Genomic DNA, 18,855 nt, shown 5'->3' with positions numbered 1-18,855 from the left:
GGATGAATAATGTTAAAGAGTCAAGCCCTTCGCAGCCGCATTGCGCATAACGACCAAGGCTTGACGACGTTGGCGTGCTGAGCATTCGCGAAGACAGGCACGAGAATTGCTCTGCAATTCGAGTGACTGAGCCAATGTGCCGAAGGCCAAGCGAGAGTTGCGTTAGCAATCTCGAAGCACAGCGATAAGCCGAAAGTTAGCCGACGTTACCTTTAAAAAGCAGCAATTAAAAATCCTATAAATATAACTGGCAAAGCTATAAGAAAATCGGCTAGTGCAGATAAAACAATCGCGTATAACCAAGAAGAATATCTTGATAACTTGTCACTACTATATGTATTTATAAAAGCGACTAAAGACCAGCTTACTCCCTTTATCAAAAAGAGTAAAGGAATAGCAATGTAGAAAGAATCAAACTCCTGAATCCTTTGTAAATATTGAAATAGAGGAAAGTAAAGATAATCAGCTAGTGTCAGTAAAAAACTGAAAATATATGTCCAAGGATTCTCAAATTTAAAGTCGTAAAGCCTTCGGGAAACAAGCCAAAAATTTATAAGAAATTTAAATAGAAGATATAACCAAAGTGATACTACTTCATCGATTATAAAAGTATGTGCAAGCATTGAACAGTATATTTAATAAAGAGTCATTAATTGATATAGTTGAATATGCAACTTCAAAATTCTATATCAACTACTATTGCGTAATGTCGGCTAACGACCAAGGCTTATCGACGTTGGCGAGCTGAGCATTAGCGAAGACAGGCACGAGAATTGCTCTGCAATTCGAGTGACTGAGCCAATGTGGCGCAGCCCAAGCGAGAGTTGCGTAGCAATCTCGAAGCGCAGCGATAAGCCGATAGTTAGCCGCCATTGCTTAGATTTCCTATAAAGTTTTTTATATCTTCTTCGCTTGCTATGTTATTATCAACTGAGAGAAAAGATATTAAACTGATTTCTTTGCCAACTTGAGAACTTGCAAATATCTTATGGTGACCATCAATAAGATAATTCGCGAAGCAAATATGCTCTGATAATACCGTTTCATCCGAATATACAGCTGGTTCCTTAACATCTAAATGCGAGATTGCTATTGCCGTAGGAATTATTGAGTTAGAAAACTTAATTTCATAATCTTTAATTGTTTTGTCGTCCAACCAACTTGAAGGAACCATCGGTATTAGGAAATTATATATTTTACTGGTCTTATTAACCTGATAATCCTCCATTCGATAGTAATTAGTTTTAGGATAATGAGGCAATCCCCAAAATCCGTCGATTCCCCAAGCTTCAATTTGTTCATTCGAAAAATAATCATCGGCTGTCCCTAACTGAACATACCTTGGAACTATTCTTATCTTTAGAACATAGTAATTTCCCTTAGGTATGAGTTTTTCAATTTCCATGTATTCGTTAGAGTTTAGTTCTATAATATCATTTGATAATGTCTCAAGAATACTCTTTTGAGAAACTTTTTGGTTCGCACCTTCCATTCGCTCAAAGAAAAAGTTGCAAGTTCCACAGATATTGCCAATATGATATGCTTGCTTACCATCAATAGCAATAAATCGATCCCACACTTCCCAGGATCCCCCTCCAGTCGTCTGAAAGGATAAAATTGAATTACTTTCTTTGATTTCCGTTTTAAATACTTCTTCAATCTTCATATATTTTAAGCTATGGCGGCTAACGACCAAGGCTTATCGACGTTTTGCGAGTCCGTAAGGACTTGGCGTGAGTTTTGCTCAGCAAAACGAGTGACAAAGCGAAATGCGCTGAAGACCAAGCGAGAGTTGCGTAGCAATCTCGAAGCGCAGCGTCAGAGCCGATAGTTATGCGAAGTGTGGCAACCTTTTAAATTTTAAGTTTTTCTCGTAGCTCTTTAACTCGATAACTCATTTCTTCTTGGGTCAGAACGAAATCATATGCTTTATTCTCATAGCCAAATATATACTTATCTTTCCATGAAGGTTTAATATTTAAAGCTTCTTGTTGCACATAAGAAAGGCTGTCTAGGGATCTTTGAATTGCATCTGGAAAGCAAATAGTAACGTATGAAATTAAAGGACTTAACTTTTGTCCTAAGTCATTAAACAACTCCATATATAAAGCTTGGTCATCCTTAAAAATAGCTTCTTTCATCGAGGGTAAAAACTTTTCATAAAACAAACGAATCTGACGTAAATTTGTTTGTGTATCCTCCAATACACTTAATGCATTTAATACGCTTCTCTTTAGTTCGATATTTAAAATCCCTACTGCCGCATTAATATTTGTATTTAATTCAATTATATTTAAATCCATCAAGCTCCGATTAGAAATGGAATCTTTAAATCCATTAAACATCATTAACGACTGCTTAAGTTTCTTCAGATTATCTAAATGAATGACTTCAATGGATGCTAAGTTATTTCTATATTCCCTTTCACGCTCGTATGATTCTTGAAATGCGCTATGCAATGTTGAATAAAAGAAAGACAGCATTGATCCAATAAAAAATCCAATGCCTGTTTTTATAGCATCGAAATACTCAGTCCCTTTTCCAACTTGATGTGCAATAAAAGAAATGATTAACGGAATGATGACTATAAATACTAATCTCATTTTAGTTTACCTAGGATAAATTTTGCCACATTTCGCATAACGACCAAGGTGTTCCGACGTTCGCAACGGCAAGAGTTTGCTTTGCAAATGAAGCGACGGAAGCGAATGTGGCGTAGCCCGAGCAAGAGTTGCGTAAGCAAGCTCGAAGCGTAGCGGAAGCACCGATAGTTATACGCAGTCGCTAATCTATTGAGTCAGATAAAAACTGCCGGAGAAACTTTGAATTTCTTTCCCAATGCCTTAATTTGGCGAATATTCAATTCCCTTTTCCCATTTAAAATCTCAGAGACAACACCCTGACTACCCAACTCTGACATATCCTTTTGAGTAAGTCCATTCTCTTCCATAAGATATTTTAACACCTCAACGGGATCTGAATCAATAGATTCAAAGTTGTCCTTTTCATATTCTTCAATGAGATTTCCAACGGTTTCCATTAAAGGCGCCAATGGGTGCTTTTCATTGTTACCAACCTCATCTATCAATTCATCAAGAGCTTTTAATAGTTTCTTGTATTGTTTATCAGAATGAGGAACAGATAAAAGGTCTTTAACTTCTGGCCAAATATTTCTCACGCGCTCTAATTCAAGAATCATATCTTATTCCTCCTTCCATTTTCCCTTATCATATTCCGAATGTGTTAAAACATGCCGAATGAAGACTTTCTTTCTATTATAATGAATTGCAGAAATTAATCTAAAATTGTTTCCGCTAATATTAAAGACTGTAAATTTTCCCACCTGATCTGCACTTTTAAATACTTTTCTAAGTTCGTTGAAATCTTTAAAATCCGTATTTTGAACTATCTTAAACCAACCTTTAAGAGAAGGTCCCGAGTTTGGATGCTTAATTACAAAATCTGAGATCTTTTTCCAACTAATTATATGCACTTATACAAAGAATATCTCAAAATGAGATATTGCAAGCATTTTCCCTTATTTTTTCTCCCAAAAATAAGGCTTTAGCGATTGCGTATAACGACCAAGGCTTGCCACCGCAAGGCGAGTGACAAAGCAAAATGTGCCGAAGGCCAAACGAGGGTTGCGCAGCAATCCCGAAGTGCAGCGTCAGAGCCGATAGTTAGACGCAGTATCGCACCAAACACGATGCACCAAAGCCCTGCTCTATAAAATCTTCTAATAGAGAAAAAGTCAATTAGTGACTAATCTACGCCTACAATATAAGGTAGCGAACCCTTTTCGTACCATCCAATATGAAAGTGGCAAGAGTTTAAGATAAGATCTTTAACATGGAAGCTAATCTAGCAGCCTACGATATAAAACAAGAAAAGGGTGAAAAGCGACCTAACCTTAAGTAGATCGTGATTCCGTTCTAAGGTAAAATCCAAAACTTATATAATAAAAAAGGAAAAGAGATCGCGATATTGCCGCCTAACGACCAAGGTGTTCCGACGTTTGCAATGGCACGAGTTTGCTCATGCAAACGAAGTGACAGAAGCAAATGTGGCGAAGCCCGAGCGAGTGGGTCACGAAGTGAGCCCCGAGCGGAGCGGAAGCACCGTTAGTTATGCGAAGTTTTCTGCGTAATACTGTTCGGGAATTCGGTTTTAATTATTAAAGTTAATTAATTAAATTGTCTAGAGATAAGCAATTAATCGATTTTTTCAGAGCTTACGCATTGTAATAGTTTTCTTTCATTTTCACTATAGTGATAAGTCTTTCCGAACTGGAATCGACAGCTTCTATCATCGCATAGATAACCAAAGAAATGTGTATCATTATAGAAATTTTCGCTATAAGCAATATTTTTATCATCGAGAAAGTAAATTTTCTTTTCGTCAAAACCAGTGGGAAATATGAGGATTGGTATTGGAATAATTAGAATGATAATTCCTATGACGTTCCAAGTAAAACCATCACGGTAAGTAATATAGCTACAGTTATCACGGAAACCAGTCTTTGAAGGCTGACCCCATTTAGCGACAATATCATTTTTTGAATATGAAGGTGGATTTCGAAAGTCTTTGGGTCTTTCGAATGAGATTTTCTTGTCATTAATTTCAAAGGTATCACTGACATGTTCTCTAGGTGCAAACCTCATAATTCCATAAAAGCAATTCGAAGTGGTGAGAATTAGGGTAATTAGAGTAATGTGATTAAATAGTTTCACTTTTTTACTGTCTTTAGATGAGATTTAGAAAATTTCGCATAACGACCAAGGTGTTCCGACGTTGGCGATGGCACGAGTTTGCCCTGCAAACGAAGTGACAGAAGCAAATGTGCCGAAGGCCAAGCAAGGGTTGCGTAGCAATCCCGCAGCGCTGCGGAAGCACCGACAGTTAGACGCCGTAAATTGTTTACCTATTCTTTAAATCCAAACAGAACAAATAAATATTCGAATATTATCATAAAATATAATATAACAAATGGAACAGCAAGAAATGTAAAGTAAATGAATACACCAGAAAGACCATTAATTAAAAATGCTAATACACTCAATGGCAATGATATTATTGAGACAGAAAAAAGTGGTTCGAATGAGATACAATATTCAAAATAAAAGTTTTCATCATTTTCTTTCACTAATATTTCGCATTCATTCAAAAATCCTACTGCATTTCTATTAAAAGTAATCTGAGAAGGAATTTTTAAGCCAATTTTTGTAATTTTGAAATCTTCGACGCCTTTCTTAATAAATTTCTGACGAAGTTCATTCAATATTTTTTCTTTATCATTAAATCTTCTAGCTAATCTTATTTTGCCTTTATAAGTAAATGGAAACATCTAATTTCTTTTATTTAATTTATGGCGTCTAACGACCAAGGCTTATCGACGTTGGCGAGCTGAGCAAAGCGAAGACAGGCACGAGAATTGCTCTGCAATTCGAGTGACTGAGCCAATGTGCCGAAGGCCAAGCGAGAGTTGCGAAGCATCTCGAAGCGCTGCGATAAGCCGATAGTTAGGCGAAGTGTTTCCTTTAAAAAGAAAACATTAAAATCCTCTTATATAGTTAATTAACTTCTCCATTTCATCGGCGGTAATTCTACCAGTATAATTTGGCATCGCAGGCGGATAACCACTTACTATTAATTTATTAGGATCCAAGATCGACTCCTTTATATAGTCGAAGTTGCCTGTAATTTTTTCCCCAGTGTTTAAAGTTATAGTTCTGCCATAAATCCCATTTAAAGGAGGGCCGACCAATCGTTCACCATTCAATGAATGACAGAGCTCACAACCCGATTCTTTGTATATGGTCTTACCATCCCGAATTATCCCAACGCGCCCACTAGTAGACGTTAATTCTATTTGCGCCTGTTCTTTCTTAGGAGAGAAAATATCGCAATTCGAAATCACCATAAGAATCATAAAATTTATTAGATAAGTATTCAGTCTTTTTAAAAAATTGGGTCTATACATTTGTAAAATAAACTCTCTTTTTTGTAATTTTAGCGATCGAAAATAATATTCATTCTAAAATTTAATTTGGAAACATTTCGCCTAACGACCAAGGCTTGACGACGTTTCGCGAGTCCGTAAGGACTTGGCGCGAGGCTTGCTCTGCAAGACGAGTGACAAAGCGAAATGTGCCGGAGGCCAAGCGAGAGTGCGAAGCATCTCGAAGCGCTGCGTCAGAGCCGATAGTTAGGCGATCGTGAAGCGCCTGGATAAGAGGAATTTATGCAATCTTATTGTGTTGGGTAAGATCACCATTACCGAGAAGTAAGCCAGGGACACTAATATCTTCATCGATATCATCCCAATGAAGCCCTATCCCTCCCCCGCTAATTTCAAACTTTTGAAGTTGCTCTTTACTAGCTTTTCTTAATCTAGGAAAGTATGCGAGAGGTACTGATAGAGTTCTGCCATCATATAGAGACAACCAAAGATTATCTTCATCAAACCAAATCTTTTGGGCCTTTGCTTCAGATACCGAAGAAATCATTCCATTTACCTTGAATTATATCTAAATTCTTTTCAATCTCTTCTTCAATCCAATTTAACTCTTTTGAACTGAATCCGTAATTATCATCCAATAAAACATTTGGCTTTAACCAGAATTTAGCTAATTTCTCTCCCTTTCTTACATGAATGTGAACTGGTTCTCTCGGATTTCCCTCATTCGCAAAAAAGAAGAATTTAAATCCATTTCTCTCGAAAACCTTAGGCATTCAGCCAATCTACATATTATATAACTTTGGAGCAAGAAAGAAACTATTTATATGTTTAGTAAATTGGAGCTTTCCTAAATTGTTTGATAAAGAAAAATATTGGGCGCTTCATGTCGCCTAACGACCAAGGTGCTCCGACGTTTCGCGAGTCCGTAAGGACTTGGCGCGAGGCTTGCTTAGCAAGACGAGTGACAAAGCGAAATGTGGCGGAGCCTGGAGCGAGGGTGCGCAAGCATCCCGAAGCGTAACGCCAAGCCGAAAGTTAGACGCCGTAACTATTTAGTACCAATCATACTTATAATAAGATTCAGAATAACCTGATTTCTTACTACACTCTAATGTTGTTTCTGCTAAATCCTCTATGCCTTTTGCAAACTCAAGATAATTCACGCAAATACATCGGTTTTCATTATTTGAAACTTTCATTAAAGCATAAGTATTTCCGCGAGAGTTTGCTGATTTATCAATACACTTTGAAATACTCATGTCAGGCTGATAACTAGCAATTTTTCTCTTAAGATCTTCTAAAAAACTGTGAAGTAGATCAGTTCGCAATCTCGAATTCATTCCTGAATACAATATCTGACATTTTCTATCGCATTTGGACTCGTCATTTATAGACATTATGAAAGGCTCTTTCTGTTCTGAATAGATCAGATACTTTGTATTCTTCAGGCAAAGTTTATTATTTAACGGCGATATCTCTCCTATTTTGCAAGCTAACCAGCCTTCTTTTGTAGGATCATACTTTAGCAAAGTATCAAATCTCTTATTTGAAAACGTTACTCCGGAACATGTGAATAGAAAACTAATAAGTGTTATAATTGTAAATTTCATTTCGTTATGGCGTCTAACGACCAAGGCTTGACGACGTTGGCGAGCTGAGCAGAGCGAAGACAGGCACAAGAATTGCTCTGCAATTCGAGTGACTGAGCCAATGTGGCGCAGCCCGAGCGAGAGTTGCGCAAGCAATCTCGAAGCGCAGCGATAAGCCGATAGTTAGGCGCAGTAGGGCTCCTAACACGATGCACCCAGCCCTACTCTATAAAATCTTCTAACAGAATAAAAGCAAATTAGTGGCTAATTCACTTTCACAATATAAGGTAGCGAACTCTTTTCGTACGCTACCAATATAAAGGCGACAAGAGTTTAAGATAAGATCTTTAACATGGTAGCTAATCTTTCAGCCTACGATATAAAACAAGAAAAGGGTGAAAAGCGACCTAACCTTAAGTAGATCGTGATTCGGCTCTAAGGTAAAATCCAAAACTTATATAATAAAAAAGAAAAAGAGATCGCGATATTGTGCCTAACGACCAAGGGTTATCGACGTTTTGCGCGTGCGTAAGCACTTGGCACGAAGCTTGCCATGCAAGATGAGTGACAAAGCAAAATGTGGCGCAGCCCAAGCAAGAGTGCGAAGCATCTCGAAGCGCAGCGATAACCCGATAGTTAGACGCAGTGGCTTTCAATAACAACTATTCTTTGCTATTATCAGATTGTTTAGATGAAAAAAAGAACCTATAATAAATAATCGCCAAAATAATAGAAAACGTAGGAAGAATATATCCTATGGTGTCCCAAACTAATGCATCTTCAAATCTTGGTAGTCCCATTCCATCGATTAAGAAAGATTGACTAATAATAAAAATATTATAGATTATGATGATTAATACACTAACATTTGAATTCTTACTAGCGAATTGATATATTGAAATCATATATAATATAGACCCGACTATATCAATACTGAGGAAAAGACCAGTTAATGTCGCTCCATCTTTATTGGCTGCATCACTTAGAACAATGGAATATTGAAAGAAGATTATAAGTCCTTTTAATAGGCTTCCTATAAGAATAAAGCTTAGGGCAACTCTCATTATCCAAAAATTTTCTTTCAACATAATCTTATTTACTAATTACCTTCTATATAATGAAAGAGAATATTTTGCCATTGCGTCTAACGACCAAGGTGTTCCGACGTTTGCAATGGCGAGAGGCTTGCTATGCAAGACGAGTGACAGACGCAAATGTGGCGAAGCCCGAGCGAGAGTTGCGAAGCAAGCTCGAAGCGGAGCGGAAGCACCGACAGTTATGCGCAGGTACTCGGATATTTTCCTATTTAGTTATGCTTCAATCCTCTTTGGATTTTTGCAGGAAGGACAAATAAATATTGACCGAAAGATATTACGAAATCTATTACCCGTTTTGCATCTTCTATAGTTGGTAACGAAGCATTTTCGTCTGCGTGACGTTGATCATTAGCATCAAGTCTTACTTCATGTGCCCATGCAGCCATATCATTGGTAATTAGGTGATTTTGCGCTGCTTTATCAATACGACTGTATAGATTACCTTCATTATAACCCTTCATTTTTAACATAGAATCAACACAACTCGCGGATAACATTATAGATCCGGAGGGAGCGTGTAAAGAATCTAGAGCTTGTTGTAAAAAATGTCTAGGTCTTTCTGGTATGTCATCATCAACCATCATTGATTTTGGAAATGAGTCTATTACCGTTTGATTAAAATTTAGAGCATAAGCAGTTGTGAGTCCCCCGCAACTCGTGCAATTATAAACTCGCCATCTTCTCAGATCAGCACCTGCGTGATCTCTTGATTCAAAATGAAACACAGATGATAGGTTTGGTCTGGCTACTTGGCAGTGTGGGCAACGCGGAAGTTCTAATTGTGGGTTTAAATTTGTCATTGAATTTTACTTTAAATAGATTATTTCTCGAGCACTTGCGCATAACGACCAAGGCTTGACGACGTTTCGCGTGTGCTTAGCACTTGGCACGAGGCTTGCTCTGCAAGACGAGTGACAAAGCGGAATGTGCCGGAGGCCAAGCGAGAGTCGCGCAGCGATCTCGAAGCGATGCGTCAGAGCCGATAGTTAGCTGCAGTTTACGCGCTTATAAAACCATTCTTCTGCATCTCTTCGAGAAGATATTTCGCCTCAGCTTCATCAATTTCAGTCGCAAACTTAATTGTTTTCATTCCATAATCGAAAGATATCAAACCCGTCAAATATGGTGGATAATTCCTATAATACCAAGCATTAGATGGAGACGAAGTAGATATACGAAAATCACTTGCGTCCATCATAGAGTATACTTTTACAAAATTTATCTGAAAGATTTTCTTTTCAATTTTTAATCTGTCATATGAGAAGGTTATAATTTCTTTTCCCACTAAACTCCAAAAAATATTATAGATAACATACCCACCTCCAATTGTCCAAATTGCTAACCAAAGAAGCATAAATAATTTTTCTAAAGATAGTATTGGACCAACGAAAAGAAAAGCCGGCACCATAATCTCACCGAACAACCACCCTCCTAACCAAAAAGTTTGAAGAATAATTGATAGCCAATTTTTCCTCGAAGGAATCGTTATCTGAATTCGATCTCCTAAATATTCAATTTTTGATCTTCTCATTCCTATTTTTTCTATAGCCAATATTCGTTCCTAATATTAGATTCCGCGTAAATTGCAGCTAACGACCAAGGCTTGACGACGTTGGCGTGCTGAGCATTCGCGAAGACAGGCACGAGAATTGCTTTGCAATTCGAGTGACTGAGCCAATGTGCCGGAGGCCAAGCGAGAGTGCGCAAGCATCTCGAAGCGCAGTGCCAAGCCGATAGTTAAGCGCTGGTTGCGTTTATTACTAATCTTTTAAAATCTCTCTTAGTTTCAGAGATATTTCTTCTGCTTTATTAAGAACCATAAAATGTCCCCCATCAGCTATCAATATCACCTGACCTATCAATCTACTCGGAAATAACATATCGTTGCTTCCATGAATATGAAACAAGTAAGGTGGATACATTTCATTATTCCATTTTAATATGGACTTAAGAGCCCATTTTATAAATCTTCCGTCAGTTTTAGAAAGAAAACTTTTTAATAACTCTTTATCTTCTAATGATGAAATCCCAAAGAAATAAGCCAGAATTGGATTATAAAGTTTCAGTAAAAATGATGGAATTAAATTTATTAATCCCGAAAAGTTAATAATACGATAAATTAACGGTTTTTCAAAACTAGATTTAATACTCGAAATGATAATGATTTTCTTTGCTATAACATGTTTAGCAATTTCACTCGCAATTATTCCGCCAAAAGAAACCCCGATCAAAATTAACTCATTCTTAGATTCTATCTGATTTAGAAGTCTTTTTGAATAACTTTCGAGAGATTCATTTATAAAAGGATTTATCCAACGAATATGCTTTGGATTTTCACCTCTAAAATCAATATTTCGAAAAACTCTTTCATCAGCCCCTAAGCCGCTGATCAGATATATATTTTTCACTATTTTCTATTTCTTGGATTACTATTAAATATAACGCAACTGGCGCCTAACGACCAAGGCTTGACGACGTTTCGCGAGTGCGCAAGCACTTGGCGCGAGACTTGCCTTGCAAGACGAGTGACAAAGCGAAATGTGCCGAAGGCCAAGCGAGAGTTGCATAGCAATCTCGAAGCGTAGCGATAAGCCGATAGTTAGGCGCCGTATTCTAATTCCACTACTTAATTGATTCTTGGCTGCACGGATAGTTATGATCTTTTCCAGGGTAAGGAGCACATATTTGCCCTTTTTCATTTATAAAAAATTTATAAACGAAATCACTGGCAAGTGGCTTTCCCCAAATTATATTATGAATCCTAAAAAGTTTGCTCTTTCCGCATTTTCCAGTTCCTCCACCACACATTGGATCAAAATGATAGAAAGATCCGTCCTTTTCTAAAACATATTTAAGTTCAGGATTAGAATTAAAATTGGTAAACTTGATTGTCATTGGGAGTTTCAACTCAACAAATTTGCTTCGATCAAATTTTGCCAAAGCTTCTGATGGTATATATCCTTCGGCTGAATTACAAATTTCATGTTCCTTCTTTAGCGTACAAAAGCCGCTATCGACTTTAATCCAACCATTAGACTCTTCAAGTTTTCTTTTAATAAGCAATGTCGGATATAGATTAAAGATCAACTTCGAGTCAGGAGAAGGTTCTTCTCTCAATTGAGATGGCTTGATAACCACTAACTCGCCCGTCCCTTCATCATCTGCAAAATTAGCTGATAATGGCAATATCAATAGAATAAAGAGTAATAGTTTAGTAGCTTTCATAGTTTCCTTGTAAATCAATAAATTGCAGAATATGGCGCCTAACGACCAAGGTGCTCCGACGTTCGCAATGGCGCGAGTTTGCTTTGCAAACAAAGTGACAGAAGCGAATGTGGCGAAGCCCAAGCGAGCGGGTTGCGTACGCAGGCCCCGAGCGGCGCGGAGGCACCGATAGTTAGACGACGTTTGTTTTATTAAGTTTAACTTGCGGATTACTAGTCACTAGTTCGTAGAATTTTTCTTTCTTAGCAAAAGATAGAAGCCTTTTCCAGAACCCCTTTGGATTATTAAATAATTTGTGTAAATCATTATGAATATTTTTGATTGTTGATTGGTCAGTTTCAATTCCCCAATCAACACTTGAGCCAGCCTGAGTTTTTTTGCCCGTCATAAAAGTATCTAAGTATCTTAGAGATAAAATTATCTTCCAAATTTCATTTCTTAGCCCTGAGTGGAGATATATATTTGCCCAGCCATAGATTCTAATGATATCCTCTAATGGTATTGAAAGATCAATTTTATCTTTGTATTTTTTTAAAATATCGAAAATTAAACTCATAGGGAGTGGTTCGAAGATGTCTTGTTTTCTGTTATAGAGTCCATAAATACCAAAAGCATTCCGTAACCTAATTTCTACCATTTGCCTAATAATAGAAACTGCTAAATCTGGCTCCCTATCCCTAAAAGCATGAAATGAGCTTTGGCCAAAGACGATTTGCTTAGCAAATAAATGCATCTCTATCGAATGATGTATTGGGTTTTTATACCCAGTAAATTCGGGTTTTCTTTTTAATATAATGGCTTCATATCTTGCAAGATTATATAAACCTTCAAAAAGAATATGCTGAAATAGATCTGCATAATTAAAAACAATAGTATCTTTATTTTCTTCAGGCACGTAGACTCTAAATTGCTCTACAAATTCAGCACTTAAAATCCAATTAATTGTATCAATAAAGCATATTGAATTGGATATATAATAACTCTTAGTTAATTCTTTTTTTTCGAAGTCTTTCGGAGTTCTTGGAATGATCTGTTGAATTAATTGAGAATCATTCTTTTTAGGAAATTTTTTAAGATTAAAAATATCGAGAGCTTTTCTTTTGTAGTCTTCGATTCCACTCGCTTTTAACCAGTCGAACTTATCAATTAAACCCTGATGACCATCTTCTATTTGAATAAATTGAGCGTAATTCATTATATCTAATCTTATTTGCAAATGTCGTCTAACGACCAAGGCTTGACGACGTTTTGCGAGTCCGTAAAGACTTGGCGCGAGACTTGCCCCGCAAGGCGAGTGACAAAGCGAAATGTGCCGAAGGCCAAGCGAGGGTGCGTAGCATCCCGAAGCGATGCGTCAGAGCCGATAGTTAGACGAAGTAACCATGCATTACAAGTAAGTTAGAACTCTAACAGGGTTACCAAAATGGTTTTGTTATATCTAAAAAACAATATCGAATAAATGATACTGTAAAAGCAAACACGTAAGCAGAAATAAATATTTCAAATTCTATTTTAAAAAGAGGAAGCTTTTTACGCCAATTGCTGACAAAACAAATTATTAATGCGGAAATAATCGGAATAAAAACCAAATTTGCCATTTGCAAGCTATGGTTTTTAAGCAAAAACTTTGGAAAAACAAGCATGCTCACATAACCTACTATCGATCCAAAGATAATATATCCAATGACAGAAAAGAAAGATTCCATAAACTTCGATCTTCTCAATATCACCATAACGTCCTTGGTTATCGAATCAGTTATGTATTTTCCAAACACTTCAACAATTATCACCCATACTATTTCGAAAATTAGTTCCATAATGAATGCTTTTTATATTTTCCCGATAAATAAGCTTAAAAACAAATTCTTTAGAAAACAGAATAGAACTTTAGCTAATACGTTAAACTTTATGGTTATTTCGTCTAACGACCAAGGTGTTCCGACGTTTGCAATGGCGCGAGGCTTGCTCTGCAAGACGAGTGACAGAAGCAAATGTGGCGAAGCCCGAGCGAGAGTCGCGTTAGCGAGCTCGAAGCGTAGCGGAAGCACCGATAGTTATGCGCTGGGCCCACCCTTTTTAGGAGCTTTATCTAATTCGCCCATTGGCTCATAAAACCAAAAATTCATATTCTTTTCTTTTTTCCGGGACCACAAATATCTTCGTTCTTTAAAAGAAATATACATACTTTTATCCGAACAGGCTTTATAAACTTTATGAAAAACAGTAATCTTACTCCTATTACCTCGAGAAATCTTTTCCGGATCTGCAATTGGCTCGAAGAAAGTGTGTTGATCTTGCTCACCGAATATTTCTGTAAATATCAGATCTCCATTTTCTCTGCTAAATCGATGTAAACCGGAAAATAAATCTATAGCTTGTACAAGAGGTTCTTTCTCGGAAATGACTTGAGCATGATCTTGAACTCTGATGAATCTCCTCTTCGGAAAAATATCGAATAGTTCCGGAGCGAAGTCCTTTTTTTTATGTAAATCGGTATTTTCGATTACTTCAATAATACTCTCCCAATTTATTCCGGTGTGTTCATCGGGATAAAAACACCATTCTTCTCCGCCATGTAACCATTGCTGCTTTACCCAGCGTAAAAGTTTATAATACATATATTCAAGATTCTTTATATGATCAATTCCCGCAATAGTATGCCTGCTATCTCAACAATCCCATAATAGAATATCGACACGAATTTTTAGCTTATGGGCGTAATTAATGACTGCCTGCGCCATTGCAATGGCTGCCTTTTCTTTTTTACTATCTCCAGTAATATTTTTCCATTCAACACTAGTTACAGCATGACCCGTCAGTATCTGTGATAGTTCTTTTCTTAGTTCCGCTATATTATCTCTATGCCCACTGATGGAACCAATTCCTCGAAACTTTTCATGTCCTGTTTCGTCACTATATATTTCGTACATAAGAATATTTGGGCCTGGCGCATAACGACCAAGGCTTGACGACGTTTCGCGAGTGCGAAGCACTTGGCATGAGCTTGCTCTGCAAGACGAGTGCCAAAGCGAAATGTGGCGAAGCCTGGAGCGAGGGTGCGCAGCATCCCGAAGCGCAACGCCAAGCCGATAGTTATGCGACGGTTTGGCTTATTATGAAAAATTACTATGCTGAAATAGGAAATTTAATTATATTTTTAGGTTTTTCCTGCATCGCGGTCCACAAATCTAATTTGGTCTGCATATTCAGCCAGCTCTCTGCAGAAGTATTTGTAGCAATAGCAATTCTCACAGCCATTTCAGGCGTAACAGGACTTTTTCCATTCACAATTTCTGAAAGAGTTTTACGAGACACATCTAAATCTTTCGCAGCCTCAGTTATAGTTAATCCTAGAGGCTTTATCACATCTTCTAATAAAATCTCACCAGGATGAGTAGGTTTTCTTTTATTCATAAAGTCTTTCCTTAGTGATAGTCCTCATAATCAACCAATATAACATTTTCGCCTTCAAATTCAAAAGTAAGGCGCCAATTTCCGTTTACCCATACTGACCACCTACCTTTTTCTCGTCCCTTTAGAGTATGCAACCTGTATGCGGGCAAATCCATGTCCTTCGGTGAAGTAGATGAATCTAATCTATCTAGAAGTCTAGCTAATTTACTAGCGTGATCTGCTTGTATTCCTTTCTTACTACCAGTTTCAAAAAACTGTTCAATACCCTTATGTTTAAAGGAAATTATCAATGTTACAAATGTAACCTAATGGGTTACATTGTCAACCCTTTATTTCTACAGTAGATTTAGCCAAACTGTCCGCATAACGACCAAGGCTTGACGACGTTTCGCGAGTCCGTAAGGACTTGGCACGAGGCTTGCTTTGCAAGACGAGTGACAAAGCGAAATGTGCCGAAGGCCAAGCAAGGGTGCGTAAGCATCCCGAAGCGCTGCGTCAGAGCCGATAGTTAGCCGAAGTGTGGTCAGTATACGATTTACTTATTTATAATTTCCGATTTTTCTATTCTTCCGTTCGAATTACGATCTATTTCAGATCTAATTTCTTTTCCTAATTCATCAAAATAAACAGTTTTATCGAATCTAGCATCGTGATCTGTATCAAAGCCTTCTGAGGTCTTTAATCCATTAACGTCATACCCTATATAGTGATCGAAATTTTTCGAAGGGGTATCATGGAAAAAATAAACGTCTATTTTTCCATGATTATCGTACGACTTATTACTAATCGGCTGACCGTCTTCACCGTAGCATATCCATGAACTCAATTTATCATTCTGTTTGTAATATGAAAGAATACAGTTTTCAACATTATCGTATTCAGAATATACATGCAAATCAGAATTTAAATCTAAATTTAGAGCATTATACTTAGCTTTAATATCAAAGTAGTTTATTAGTAAAGCAACTATACCCACAATCAATATGGAAATAGTTAAAAGACCTATATTTCCGAAGCCTTGATTTTTTGTTTTCGAGTTATCAATATTATCATTCGGATGATTAAACTTAGAGAATCCTTGTATAATTTCCAATAACTCTTCAGTCAATGGAAGTTTTAGCAAGTAAAGAGCAGATAACAAATCTTTCTCAGCAACGCATAGTTCTACTAGTGCATCATTCTCTGGTAATGCATATTTTAGAGCATTCAGTTCGTTCCCTTTAACAAAAGAATTAATTTCTTCACTATCAAGAACTGACCTAAATAGCTCTATTTCCTGGTAATTACTTGATTTATATATTGTTATCAATCTTCTTCCTCTTTATACATTTTTTTGACCACATTTCGGCTAACGACCAAGGCTTGACGACGTTGGCGACCCTGAGCCTCGGAGAGACGTTAGGGACAGGCGCGACCTTTTGCTCTGCAAAAGTCGTGACTGGAGCCAATGTGCCGAAGGCCAAGCGAGGGTGCGTAAGCATCCCGAAGCGCTGCGTCAGAGCCGATAGTTAGACGAAGCGGTCATTAATGACTCGTACAAGTTCTTCATTGATATTTTTCGGAATATTTCCAATAGGAATAATAATCCCTTCGAAGCGAGAAAACATAAGGTATAAATATTCTTCAGTCAAAATAAAAGAAGCGATAATTTCCCAGTTATAGAATGAATTAAAAAATGCATTTGATCTTGTAAAGCCTACTTCATCAAACGAAAATTCAAATTTTCCTAACTTCGTAACGCCAGTGTAAATATCAAGATTCGAAATCTTTCCGGTTGTTTTTGATAGAAAATATAAAGCTATTATAGCAACGGATAAGGAAAAATATTTAATATTAGCATTATATTCAAAGACCCCAAATAAAATTAAGACACTTACGATAGTATATAGAAGGAAAGAAGAAATTAATATATATTTCGGAAATTGAGTTTGAAGAAATTTTTGATATTTAGCCACGTCATCAAACTCAATTGAATAATCAAATTTGTAGATCGATTTATTTTTCGCTTCCTTGTCGAATTTAATTTTGTTTAAAGTTCTATACCCATTTTTCGATCCACTATAGTCTATTTTATATTTCTTATAGGAGACTCTGAATAGTATTATAGATGTTAATAAAGAAATTGCTGAAAGCAACAATATGAAATTTTGACTTTCCAAATTCTTCTGAAACAAGGCTCTTACTAGTGCAATAAATATTCCAAAAAATACGGAAGCGATTAGTAATATAGTTTTACTTTTCATTTCTTCAAGTGGCTTGAAAAGGTCGTTTTTGACTACGAATATTTTTGACCGTTTCGTATAACGACCAAGGCTTGACGACGTTTTGCAATGGCATGAGGCTTGCTCTGCAAGATGAGTGACAGAAGCAAAATGTGCCGAAGGCCGAGCGAGGGTTGTGAAACAATCCCGAAGCGATGCGTCAGAGCCGAAAGTTAAACGCCGTTGCAAAATTCTATCACAGCTTTAATCTGTCAGCAAGGTGGCCTAAATCGGATAAATCGTTAATCTCCGATTCGGCGATTAGCACAGTTTTTACTCTTTTTAGTTTTTCGTCTTTTTCAAATTTATCGACGACTTTCGTATCATCACTGGTCTTTGTTGGAACAACAATGATATTCAGCAATAGCGGTAGGCTATTCATTACACTTGAATATGCAGATTTTAATGCGAGGTTATTTGTAATAATTTCCTGAAGTTTATTGGTATCTAACTTTTTAGTTAAATACTTCACGCTAACGATACATTCATATTGTAATTTATTAGTAGGGATAAGAATAGCATCGAAATAATGTTCTCCCACCTTTCGCTCTGTTAGAATTGAATAATTAAAGCTATTAAATTCTAACAGAATCTTAATGATTTGCCGTTCTACATCGACATATTTCTGAATTTTTACGTTTAGACTCTCTTTATTTTTAATATTATATTCTGAAGCAATTATACTTTTAACAATATCTTTCCTTTCACTTTCTTTAACTAGGGTAGTATTTTCTTGAAATGTTCGAAGTTTTTCTGCTATCTCCAAGTCTATTACCTTCTGCCCTTTCTTCCAATTTAGTAAACCATAAGTCAATGAAACTAAGCCAAAAAAACTTGAAGCAAAAAAGTAATATGGCATCCAAATATATATGTATGATATTAGTGAAAGTTTAGAATCAACGATCTTTTTTCCTGCTTCCGAAAGTGAATTGTATTTATCTAGTGGAATAATTATATCGAAATCGTTCTTCAAAAATAGCCAAGGCACAATAAATGCCAACGAAATGAGAATTATCCCTAAGGAAACAAAGAAGCGATAATAATCCTGAAATTGGAAGTTAATCATAATTTTGCTATGGCGTTTAACGACCAAGGGTTATCGACGTTTTGCGCGTGCGTAAGCACTTGGCACGAAGCTTGCTTTGCAAGATGAGTGACAAAGCAAAATTTGGCGCAGCCCAAGCGAGAGTTGCGTAGCAATCTCGAAGCGCAGCGATAAGCCGATAGTTAGACGCAGTGGACGTAATTAAGATATCAGTCGCTTTCCGGTAACGTCAAAAGAAAAGTATGATTTGCAGACCGCGCAA

At 36.8% G+C, this 18,855-nt stretch carries 24 protein-coding genes; all 24 read right to left on the bottom strand.

The window, feature by feature from the left end; all coding sequences use genetic code 11:
• Positions 1–862: 862 nt before the first annotated feature.
• Complete coding sequence (locus tag CH365_RS19560) at positions 863–1,666, bottom strand: hypothetical protein (protein WP_100770232.1); 804 nt, start codon at positions 1,664–1,666, stop codon at positions 863–865.
• A gap of 187 nt (positions 1,667–1,853) precedes the next feature.
• The gene (locus CH365_RS19555; protein ID WP_100770231.1) at positions 1,854–2,603 is read right to left on the bottom strand and encodes a hypothetical protein; all 750 of its coding nucleotides are present in this window, start codon (positions 2,601–2,603) and stop codon (positions 1,854–1,856) included.
• Between the two features lie 194 nt (positions 2,604–2,797).
• A complete protein-coding gene (locus CH365_RS19550) occupies positions 2,798–3,199 on the bottom strand; it encodes a helix-turn-helix domain-containing protein (RefSeq protein ID WP_100770230.1) in 402 nt (133 codons plus the stop codon).
• 3 nt (positions 3,200–3,202) lie between these two features.
• Positions 3,203–3,493 carry a type II toxin-antitoxin system HigB family toxin gene (locus CH365_RS19545; protein WP_100770229.1) on the bottom strand — a complete coding sequence of 97 codons (291 nt, stop codon included), beginning with the start codon at positions 3,491–3,493 and terminating at the stop codon, positions 3,203–3,205.
• Positions 3,494–4,214: 721 nt separating this feature from the next.
• Complete coding sequence (locus CH365_RS19540; RefSeq protein ID WP_208861248.1) at positions 4,215–4,664, bottom strand: hypothetical protein; 450 nt, start codon at positions 4,662–4,664, stop codon at positions 4,215–4,217.
• A 260-nt stretch (positions 4,665–4,924) separates the two neighbouring features.
• Positions 4,925–5,347: a hypothetical protein gene (locus CH365_RS19535; protein ID WP_100770228.1), complete on the bottom strand. Its 423-nt coding sequence runs from the start codon at positions 5,345–5,347 to the stop codon at positions 4,925–4,927.
• Positions 5,348–5,554: 207 nt separating this feature from the next.
• Positions 5,555–5,983 carry a c-type cytochrome gene (locus CH365_RS19530; RefSeq protein ID WP_100770227.1) on the bottom strand — a complete coding sequence of 143 codons (429 nt, stop codon included), beginning with the start codon at positions 5,981–5,983 and terminating at the stop codon, positions 5,555–5,557.
• A gap of 259 nt (positions 5,984–6,242) precedes the next feature.
• Positions 6,243–6,509 carry a DUF2442 domain-containing protein gene (locus tag CH365_RS19525; RefSeq protein ID WP_100770226.1) on the bottom strand — a complete coding sequence of 89 codons (267 nt, stop codon included), beginning with the start codon at positions 6,507–6,509 and terminating at the stop codon, positions 6,243–6,245.
• The gene (locus tag CH365_RS19520) at positions 6,490–6,735 is read right to left on the bottom strand and encodes a DUF4160 domain-containing protein (protein ID WP_004503550.1); all 246 of its coding nucleotides are present in this window, start codon (positions 6,733–6,735) and stop codon (positions 6,490–6,492) included. Before CH365_RS19520 ends, CH365_RS19525 begins: the two co-directional genes overlap by 20 nt.
• A gap of 279 nt (positions 6,736–7,014) precedes the next feature.
• On the bottom strand, positions 7,015–7,572 hold the full coding sequence (locus CH365_RS19515) for a hypothetical protein (protein ID WP_125226344.1): 558 nt from the start codon (positions 7,570–7,572) through the stop codon (positions 7,015–7,017).
• A 641-nt stretch (positions 7,573–8,213) separates the two neighbouring features.
• On the bottom strand, positions 8,214–8,639 hold the full coding sequence (locus tag CH365_RS19510) for a hypothetical protein (RefSeq protein ID WP_100770224.1): 426 nt from the start codon (positions 8,637–8,639) through the stop codon (positions 8,214–8,216).
• A 218-nt stretch (positions 8,640–8,857) separates the two neighbouring features.
• Complete coding sequence (locus CH365_RS19505) at positions 8,858–9,448, bottom strand: DUF4145 domain-containing protein (RefSeq protein ID WP_100770223.1); 591 nt, start codon at positions 9,446–9,448, stop codon at positions 8,858–8,860.
• A 197-nt stretch (positions 9,449–9,645) separates the two neighbouring features.
• Positions 9,646–10,200: a hypothetical protein gene (locus CH365_RS19500; RefSeq protein ID WP_100770222.1), complete on the bottom strand. Its 555-nt coding sequence runs from the start codon at positions 10,198–10,200 to the stop codon at positions 9,646–9,648.
• Positions 10,201–10,408: 208 nt separating this feature from the next.
• On the bottom strand, positions 10,409–11,056 hold the full coding sequence (locus CH365_RS19495) for an alpha/beta hydrolase (RefSeq protein WP_100770221.1): 648 nt from the start codon (positions 11,054–11,056) through the stop codon (positions 10,409–10,411).
• Between the two features lie 214 nt (positions 11,057–11,270).
• Positions 11,271–11,873, bottom strand: a complete 603-nt coding sequence (locus CH365_RS19490; RefSeq protein ID WP_165782637.1) for a hypothetical protein — start codon at positions 11,871–11,873, stop codon at positions 11,271–11,273.
• A gap of 172 nt (positions 11,874–12,045) precedes the next feature.
• A complete protein-coding gene (locus CH365_RS19485) occupies positions 12,046–13,068 on the bottom strand; it encodes a hypothetical protein (protein ID WP_125226343.1) in 1,023 nt (340 codons plus the stop codon).
• 220 nt (positions 13,069–13,288) lie between these two features.
• Positions 13,289–13,579 carry a hypothetical protein gene (locus CH365_RS19480; RefSeq protein ID WP_125226342.1) on the bottom strand — a complete coding sequence of 97 codons (291 nt, stop codon included), beginning with the start codon at positions 13,577–13,579 and terminating at the stop codon, positions 13,289–13,291.
• A 348-nt stretch (positions 13,580–13,927) separates the two neighbouring features.
• Positions 13,928–14,491, bottom strand: a complete 564-nt coding sequence (locus tag CH365_RS20115) for a hypothetical protein (RefSeq protein WP_244283333.1) — start codon at positions 14,489–14,491, stop codon at positions 13,928–13,930.
• Positions 14,492–14,542: 51 nt separating this feature from the next.
• Positions 14,543–14,803 carry a hypothetical protein gene (locus CH365_RS20110; protein ID WP_244283332.1) on the bottom strand — a complete coding sequence of 87 codons (261 nt, stop codon included), beginning with the start codon at positions 14,801–14,803 and terminating at the stop codon, positions 14,543–14,545.
• Positions 14,804–14,999: 196 nt separating this feature from the next.
• Positions 15,000–15,287 (bottom strand): HigA family addiction module antitoxin, encoded by a 288-nt coding sequence (locus CH365_RS19470; RefSeq protein WP_100770217.1) that lies wholly within the window; start codon positions 15,285–15,287, stop codon positions 15,000–15,002.
• 11 nt (positions 15,288–15,298) lie between these two features.
• The gene (locus CH365_RS19465) at positions 15,299–15,577 is read right to left on the bottom strand and encodes a type II toxin-antitoxin system RelE/ParE family toxin (protein ID WP_100770216.1); all 279 of its coding nucleotides are present in this window, start codon (positions 15,575–15,577) and stop codon (positions 15,299–15,301) included.
• A gap of 245 nt (positions 15,578–15,822) precedes the next feature.
• Positions 15,823–16,596 carry a hypothetical protein gene (locus CH365_RS19460; RefSeq protein WP_100770215.1) on the bottom strand — a complete coding sequence of 258 codons (774 nt, stop codon included), beginning with the start codon at positions 16,594–16,596 and terminating at the stop codon, positions 15,823–15,825.
• Between the two features lie 199 nt (positions 16,597–16,795).
• Positions 16,796–17,737 carry a hypothetical protein gene (locus CH365_RS19455; protein ID WP_125226341.1) on the bottom strand — a complete coding sequence of 314 codons (942 nt, stop codon included), beginning with the start codon at positions 17,735–17,737 and terminating at the stop codon, positions 16,796–16,798.
• 7 nt (positions 17,738–17,744) lie between these two features.
• Positions 17,745–18,614: a hypothetical protein gene (locus CH365_RS19450; protein WP_125226340.1), complete on the bottom strand. Its 870-nt coding sequence runs from the start codon at positions 18,612–18,614 to the stop codon at positions 17,745–17,747.
• Positions 18,615–18,855: the final 241 nt, after the last annotated feature.

It is taken from the genome of Leptospira neocaledonica, from assembly GCF_002812205.1.
Classification (GTDB): Bacteria; Spirochaetota; Leptospiria; order Leptospirales; family Leptospiraceae; genus Leptospira_B; species Leptospira_B neocaledonica.
The sequence above is the reverse complement of the archived record's forward strand: the minus strand, read 5'-3'. Positions and strand labels throughout refer to the sequence as shown.

Bases quoted from the DNA above. Each gene is read 5' to 3' on its own strand.
- CH365_RS19560 (WP_100770232.1), bottom strand. From the start codon at position 1,666: ATGAAGATTGAAGAAGTATTTAAAACGGAAATCAAAGAAAGTAATTCA.
- CH365_RS19555 (WP_100770231.1), bottom strand. From the start codon at position 2,603: ATGAGATTAGTATTTATAGTCATCATTCCGTTAATCATTTCTTTTATT.
- CH365_RS19550 (WP_100770230.1), bottom strand. From the start codon at position 3,199: ATGATTCTTGAATTAGAGCGCGTGAGAAATATTTGGCCAGAAGTTAAA.
- CH365_RS19540 (WP_208861248.1), bottom strand. From the start codon at position 4,664: ATGAGGTTTGCACCTAGAGAACATGTCAGTGATACCTTTGAAATTAAT.
- CH365_RS19535 (WP_100770228.1), bottom strand. From the start codon at position 5,347: ATGTTTCCATTTACTTATAAAGGCAAAATAAGATTAGCTAGAAGATTT.
- CH365_RS19530 (WP_100770227.1), bottom strand. From the start codon at position 5,983: ATGTATAGACCCAATTTTTTAAAAAGACTGAATACTTATCTAATAAAT.
- CH365_RS19525 (WP_100770226.1), bottom strand. From the start codon at position 6,509: ATGATTTCTTCGGTATCTGAAGCAAAGGCCCAAAAGATTTGGTTTGAT.
- CH365_RS19520 (WP_004503550.1), bottom strand. From the start codon at position 6,735: ATGCCTAAGGTTTTCGAGAGAAATGGATTTAAATTCTTCTTTTTTGCG.
- CH365_RS19515 (WP_125226344.1), bottom strand. From the start codon at position 7,572: ATGAAATTTACAATTATAACACTTATTAGTTTTCTATTCACATGTTCC.
- CH365_RS19510 (WP_100770224.1), bottom strand. From the start codon at position 8,639: ATGTTGAAAGAAAATTTTTGGATAATGAGAGTTGCCCTAAGCTTTATT.
- CH365_RS19505 (WP_100770223.1), bottom strand. From the start codon at position 9,448: ATGACAAATTTAAACCCACAATTAGAACTTCCGCGTTGCCCACACTGC.
- CH365_RS19490 (WP_165782637.1), bottom strand. From the start codon at position 11,873: ATGAAAGCTACTAAACTATTACTCTTTATTCTATTGATATTGCCATTA.
- CH365_RS19485 (WP_125226343.1), bottom strand. From the start codon at position 13,068: ATGAATTACGCTCAATTTATTCAAATAGAAGATGGTCATCAGGGTTTA.
- CH365_RS19480 (WP_125226342.1), bottom strand. From the start codon at position 13,579: ATGGAATCTTTCTTTTCTGTCATTGGATATATTATCTTTGGATCGATA.
- CH365_RS20115 (WP_244283333.1), bottom strand. From the start codon at position 14,491: ATGTATTATAAACTTTTACGCTGGGTAAAGCAGCAATGGTTACATGGC.
- CH365_RS20110 (WP_244283332.1), bottom strand. From the start codon at position 14,803: ATGTACGAAATATATAGTGACGAAACAGGACATGAAAAGTTTCGAGGA.
- CH365_RS19470 (WP_100770217.1), bottom strand. From the start codon at position 15,287: ATGAATAAAAGAAAACCTACTCATCCTGGTGAGATTTTATTAGAAGAT.
- CH365_RS19450 (WP_125226340.1), bottom strand. From the start codon at position 18,614: ATGATTAACTTCCAATTTCAGGATTATTATCGCTTCTTTGTTTCCTTA.